The 6,452-nt window shown below is 67.7% G+C and carries 4 protein-coding genes; 2 read left to right on the forward strand and 2 right to left on the reverse strand.

Annotation, left to right across the window (positions count from 1 at the left end; genetic code table 11):
- Together ACREE8_RS14255 and ACREE8_RS14260 are read right to left on the reverse strand one after the other, a co-directional pair.
- On the reverse strand, positions 1–1,407 hold a 1,407-nt coding region (locus ACREE8_RS14255), incomplete at its 3' end, for a cation:proton antiporter (RefSeq protein ID WP_431573674.1).
- A 150-nt stretch (positions 1,408–1,557) separates the two neighbouring features.
- Entirely contained in the window at positions 1,558–3,828 is a 2,271-nt protein-coding gene (locus tag ACREE8_RS14260; RefSeq protein ID WP_431573675.1) for a CHASE2 domain-containing protein, read from the reverse strand.
- Between the two features lie 157 nt (positions 3,829–3,985).
- Between ACREE8_RS14260 and ACREE8_RS14265 the strand changes: the two genes are divergently transcribed.
- Together ACREE8_RS14265 and ACREE8_RS14270 are read left to right on the forward strand one after the other, a co-directional pair.
- A complete protein-coding gene (locus ACREE8_RS14265; RefSeq protein ID WP_431573676.1) occupies positions 3,986–5,578 on the forward strand; it encodes a gamma-glutamyltransferase family protein in 1,593 nt (530 codons plus the stop codon).
- A gap of 187 nt (positions 5,579–5,765) precedes the next feature.
- Positions 5,766–6,452, forward strand: a 687-nt coding sequence (locus tag ACREE8_RS14270) for an ABC transporter substrate-binding protein (RefSeq protein ID WP_431573677.1), incomplete at its 3' end; no start/stop codon positions are given.

Below are 6,452 nucleotides of genomic sequence, written 5' to 3' on the forward strand. Positions count from 1 at the left end.
GGCCTCGATCTGGTCGAACACGCGCTTGGTCAAGGCGGGGTCGAGCCCTTCGGCGGCGACGGCGGTCTCGACCCTGGTCTTGGCTTCCGCATGGGCGAGGTCGAGGGCGCCGGCGCGCAAGGCGCGCTCGGTGGCGCCGAGCTTGTCGAGCCCCAGCAATCGCAGCAGGGGCCGCAAGGTCGGCGCATTGACGAAGAGCGTGAAGAGGACGAAGCCGGTCGTCAGCACACCCACCAGATGGCGGGTCTCTGCGGGCAGTTGCGGATCGGCCGCGACGCCCAGCGCCAGCGCCAGCGACACGGCCCCGCGCAGACCGCCCCAGACGATCACGGCGCGATAGGCGGCGCTGACTTTGCCGGTCAGGCCCATCGCGGCCAAGGGCGGCAGCAGGCCATAGACCACGACGGCGCGCGCGATGAGCGCCGCCGCGATCAGCACAGCCAGCCGCAGGAGATCGATCGGCGCCAGGCCGGCCAGCAACTGCGGCACCAGCATCGCGGCCAGCACGAAAATGAGCGAGTTCGACCAGAAGCCCAGCTGCTCCCAGGTTTCGACCAGGCTTTCCCAGGAGGTCGGGGTGACCCGGGTGCGGCCGTTGCTGCCGAGCGTCAGCCCGGCGACGACGCAGGCGACCACGCCCGACACATGCAGATATTGGGTGCCGACGATGAAGCTGAGATAGGCCAGCGCCACCGTGAAGGTCATCTCGGCATATTTGAAGCCGCGCAGGGCCGGCAGCATCAGCGCGGCGCCCCGCGAGACCAGATAACCGAAGAGGGCGCCGCCCAGGAACTCCAGCAGGAAGTCCACGACGGTGTGGACCATGCTGCCTTCGCCATTGCCGGTGATGAGCCCGGCGATGAGGCTGGCGAGCGCGATGGCGGCCGCGTCGTTGAAGAGGCTTTCGCCCTGCACCAGCAGCGTGAGCCGCCGCGGTGCGCCGATGTCGCGGAAGATGCCGACGACGGCGGCGGGGTCGGTGGTGGCGATCACGGCGCCCAGCAAGAGGGCCGCCAGCAGGCCGGCGCCGGTGAATTCCCACAAGGCCGCGCCCACGACCAGCGCCGTCACGATCACGGCCACGATCGCCATCAGCAGGATCGGGACGATCTCGTCCATGAGCCGGCGCACATCGAGCTTGAGCGCCATCTCGAACAGCAGCGGCGGCAGGAAGATGTAAAGGAAGGCGTCGCCCGGGATCTCGAGATTGCTGAGCGCGGTGAGGAAGTCGTTCGCCAGGTCGCCCTGGTTGGCCTGGCCGACCTCGATCACCACGCCGAGCCCGACGCCCAGCATGGCGAGCAGCACCGTTTCGGGCAGCAGCAGGCGGCGGGCGAGCGATGGCAAGAGGCTCACCAGCACGAACAGCCCGGCCAATCCGAAGACGGTGGAGACAACTCCCTGCATGGCGTCAGCTATGTCGGCGTTTTGGCGGGTTTTCGGGAATAGAACACACCTGGTCCAAGGGCGGAAACCCCGGGACTTGGCCTTGGGCGGCCACCCTAGCCCGGAAAACTCGGCAAGGTCACGTGAGGAGAGGGGTGAAAACCTGTCAAATCAGCCGGTTTTGCCCAGGGCGTCATAGACCCCATCCCAGGGTTGCGCCGGCGGGGCGAGGCGGTAGCCGGCAACCCGGCGGTCATAGAGGGCGTAAAGCGGCATCAGCCGGGGAAAGTGACGCTCGGTCTCGTGATGCAGCTGGGCGAGGGCGGCCGCGGCCCCGTCCCAGTTCTGGGCCCGGTAGGCCTGGATCATCGTCCTGTGCAGCGCCGCCAAGGTCTGGAAGAGCCCACTGGCGGCCTGGCTCCCGTCGCCGATCAGGGCGTGAACCGGCTCCGGCCGCTGCTTGCCCTTGACCCGGACCAGATCGACCTCGAGCAGCGCGAAGGCGGGGACGGCGCCAGCCGCCGGCTGGACCGCCTGGGCGGTGCTGTCGCCCAGCACGCAATCGACGCCGTAGAGCCGGGTCAGGCCTTCGAGGCGCGAGGCCAGGTTCACCGCATCGCCGATCGTGGTGTAGGCCTTGCGCTGTTCGGAGCCCATATAACCGACGCTGCAGGGGCCGGTATTGATGCCGATGCCGAAGGCGAGGCCCATCGGGCCCTCGCCCTTCTCGGCCGCCTCGCGCGCCAGCTCGGCATTGATCGCGAGCAGGGCCTCGCGCATGCCCAGCGCCGCCTCGACCGCGCGGCGCGGATGGTCCGGCACGTCGAGCGGGGCGTTCCAGAAGGCCATGATCGCGTCGCCCATGAACTTGTCGATGGTGCCGGCATGATCGTCCTGGATCACGCGCGCCATCGGCGTCATGAAGCGGTTGATGAGGCGGGTGAGGTCCTGCGGCGCCAGCCCTTCGGCGATGCTGGTGAAGCCCTGCAGGTCGGAGAACATGACGGTGAGATCGCGCAGCTCGCCGCCCAGCTTGGGCGGCTCCGGCTGGCTCGCCAGTTTCTCGACCAGGATCGGCGACATCATCTGGCTGAACACGTCGCGGATGAAGCGCTTCTCGCCCTCGGTTTTGAGATATCCCAGGAAGGTCGTCGTCATATAGAGCACGGTGGCGACGGCCACGGGGAAGATCGGATCGACCAGCCAGCCATAGCGGGTGAAGGCGAACCAGGAGGCGCCGATGGCGGCCGCACTGCCGAGGAAGCCGACGACCGCACCGCCGATCGCGGTGAAGCGCCGCGCGATGATGATGAGCGCACTGCCGAAGAGGAGGAGAAATACGATCTCGACCTCGGATGCCCAGAAGGGGCGTTTCAGATAGGTGCCGGTGAGCAGCTGTTCCAGAATCTGGGCATTGACCTCGACGCCCGACATGGTCGAGCTCAACGGCGAGGACCGGAGGTCCTTCAAGCCTTCGGTGGTCGAGCCAACGAGAATGATATGGCCGGCAATGCGGCTCGTGTCAGCGCTGCCGTCGAACACCCGCCAGGCGGGAACGAAGCGATTCGGTTGCGTACCGGTGTCGTAGAGAAGAATCGAACCGTTCTCCTCGGTCGGCACGATGACTTTGCCGTTCTTACCGGCGATCCGTATCAGGGAGACCCCGTTTTGGGTGAACTCGAAGACATTGTTGGCGTGGGAGGCCTTGGCCTGATAGGTCGTGGAATCCAGGAATACGCGGAGGGTCTCCGCCGTGAAGCCGGGAACGATATTGTCGCCGTAAGCGAACAGCAGCGGCAGCCGTCGAATCGTTCCGTCCGAATCGGGCACTGTATTGACGGCGCCGTAGCCGTGCGCGGCCTCCTCGAAGATCGGCAGGGCGCGGACCGCCTCGGAGAAACGCGGCACGAACCGGATCGCATCGTCGCCGGCTCTCGTGACGCCAGGCATGTGCGGCATGGGCAGCAGGCCGCTTGACGGCACCGGCTCGTTCACGAGCGCGAAAGCGACAACGGTGGGCCCGGCGGCGAGCGCCTCTGCCAGGGCCTGATCGGGATCGGGCAGGTTCAGCATCATGCCTCGGAGGGCGGCGAGGTCGGGACTGTCGGACCAGAGCCGGATCAAGTTCTGCGGCCCGGTGCGGTCCGGTTCGGCGAGGATGATGTCGAGGGCTACCGCGTTGGCCCCCTGCTGGCCCAATTTCGTCACCAGCTCCGCCAGTTTCGAGCGCGGCCAGGGCCATTGCCCGATCTGGGCGAGGCTCTCCTCGTCGATATCGACGATGGTCACCCCGGCGTCCGCATAGGGCCGGGGATGAAAGCGCTGATAGCTGTCGAAGACGAGGTTGCGGAGCCGTTCGATACCCGGTCCCTCTTCCACCCGCAGAACCAGGGCGGCCAGCAGAAGCGCGAAGGGGATGAGGAGATCGAGCCAGCGCTTCATGAAGGGGAAGGGGCCGTGGGTCGGTGATGGTGGTCCTGAGTCTAACCTTTACTTTCGGAGTCGGTCACCTGTAGGCGGCTGGCTTTCGGCCTCCGAGGCGCTAACCTGTCGCCCGCCATTCCCATTTCGGCCTCGTGCCCGGCTCAAAGGAAATTCCATGCTCGATCCCTATCGCCCCGAAGGCAGTTTCGTGAAGAAGGCGGTGGCCTCCGAGGGCGGCATCGTCACCTCGCAGAGCCTGGCGGCGGCGCGGATCGGCGCCACCGTGCTGGCCGAAGGCGGCAATGCGGTCGATGCGGCGATCGCGACCGGCTTCGCGGTCGGCGTGCTCGAGCCCTGGATGAGCGGGATCGGCGGCGGCGGCTATATGCTGGTGGCGATGGCCGGCGCCCCGGAAGTGCAGTGCGTCGAGTTCGGCATGATCGCGCCCAAGACGCTCGACCCCGCCGACTATCCGCTGACCGGCGGCACCACGCAGGCGCTGTTCGAATGGCCCTCGGTCAAGGGCGACCGCAACATCAAGGGTCCGCTCTCGGTCGGCGTGCCGGGCACGGTCGACGGCATGCGCGTGGCCCACGAAACCTTTGCCACGCTGCCCTGGGCCCGCCTGGTGGAGCCGGCGGCCGGCCTCGCCCAGGCCGGCCTGCCGGTCGACTGGTACGCCATGCTCTCGATCGCGGTCGCCGCGCGCGAGCTCTCGGAGAATGCCGGCGCGCGCAAAGTTTACCTGCCGGGCGGGCTGCCGCCGGCCCCGGCGGCAGCCGAGGGTCCGCCGCCGCGCTTGGGGCTCGGCAAGCTCGACATCACGCTGCGGCGCCTCGCCAAGGCGGGCCCGCGCGAGTTCTATGAGGGCGAGACCGCGCGCGCCATCGCAGCCGAGATACAGCGCCTCGGCGGCAAACTCTCGACGGCCGACCTCGCCGAGTATCGCGCGAGGCTGGTGCCGGCCTCGGCGTCTTCCTATCGCGATGTCGAGGTCTTCGCGCCCGGAGGCCTGACGGCGGGCCCGACGCTTGCCCGCACCCTCGAGTTCCTGACCGCCGACATGGAAGAGCGGACCGGCCGCGGCCCCGGTCCCGACGCCTATCGCGCCTATGCCTCAGCCCTCGACCGCGCCTATCGCGAGCGGTTCCAGACCATGGGCGATGCGGGCGATGGCGCCGCGCGCAACAACCCCGCGAGCGCCTCCTGCACCACCCATCTCTCCGTGGTGGACCGGCAGGGCAATATGGTCGCCCTGACCCAGACGCTGTTGTCGCGCTTCGGCTCCAAGGTGCTGCTCGAAGACACCGGCGTGATGCTCAATAACGGCATCATGTGGTTCGATCCGACCCCAGGCCGGCCCAACTCGATGGCGCCGGGCAAACGCCCGCTCTCCAACATGGTGCCGACGCTCCTGCGCAAATCGGGGCAGCCCTGGGCGGCTTTGGGCGCTTCCGGCGGCCGGCGCATCCTGCCCGCCGTGGCACAGGTGCTGTCCTTCCTGGTCGATTTCGGCATGGATCTGGAGGCGGCCCTCCATTGTCCGCGCCTCGATGCCAGCGGCTCGGGCGTCACGCTCGATAACCGCCTGTCGCCCGAGGTCAAGGCCGCGATCGATCCGGCGCTGGCCGTGCGGCGCGGCACGCTCGATGTCCATCCGGTGCTGTTTGCCTCGCCCAACGTCGTCATGCGCGAGCCCGGCGGCGGCCTCAATCATGGCATGACCGACATCGCCTCGCCCTGGTCGGGCGCCGCGGCCGAGCCCTGAAGGGCAGGCTTCAGGACCTGACTTTCCGGCCGTGACCGGCGCGGCTCGGCACCCCGATCCCAAGGTGGGTTGACCCCGGGGCGATCCGCCCCCGATGATCGCTCCCGCAAGGACTACCAATCCACGAGGGCTCAGGACCGGTTCGTCCGCAACCTGGCCGATTCGGATGCATAACGGGGAGCGTTTCATGACACTGCGCCTGACCCGCAGGGCCGCGTTCGGCCTTGCTTTCGCCTGTGGCCTGCTGCTCGGCAGCGGCGAGGCGTCCGCGGAAAAAATCGTCATCTCCAACTGGGACGGCTATATGCCGGCCGATCTCTTGGAGAATTTCACCAAGGAGACCGGGATCGAGGCCGAGATGTCGGTCCACGCCACCAATGAAGAGATCATGGGCAAGGTCGTGGCCGGCGGCGGCAAGGGCTATGACGTGCTGTTCGTCTCCAGCCCCTTCGTCGAGGCGCTGCAGAATTTGAAGCTGATCGCGCCGCTCGACGCCGCCAAGATCCCGAACCTGGCCAACCTCTATCCCGAAGCCCGCGCGCTCGCCTATGACCCGGGCAACGCGCATTCGGTGCCCTATGCCTGGGGCACGACCGGCCTCTGCTACCGTTCCGACCTGGTCAAGACCGCGCCCACCAGCTGGATGGATCTGCTGAAGCCCTCGGCCGACATCAAGGGCCGCATCACCATGCTGGCGACCGATCGCTGGCTGATGGCAGCCGGCGAGAAGGCGTTGGGCTATTCGGTCAACACCACCGACGAGGACGAGATCGCCAAGACCAAGGCGCTCCTGATCGAGGCCAAGAAGAACCTGCTCGCCTATGACGACACCACCTTCTATTCGAAGCTGGTGTCGAGCGAGGCGGTGCTGGTC

The organism is Hypericibacter sp. (assembly GCF_050729195.1).
Lineage (GTDB): Bacteria > Pseudomonadota > Alphaproteobacteria > Dongiales > Dongiaceae > Hypericibacter.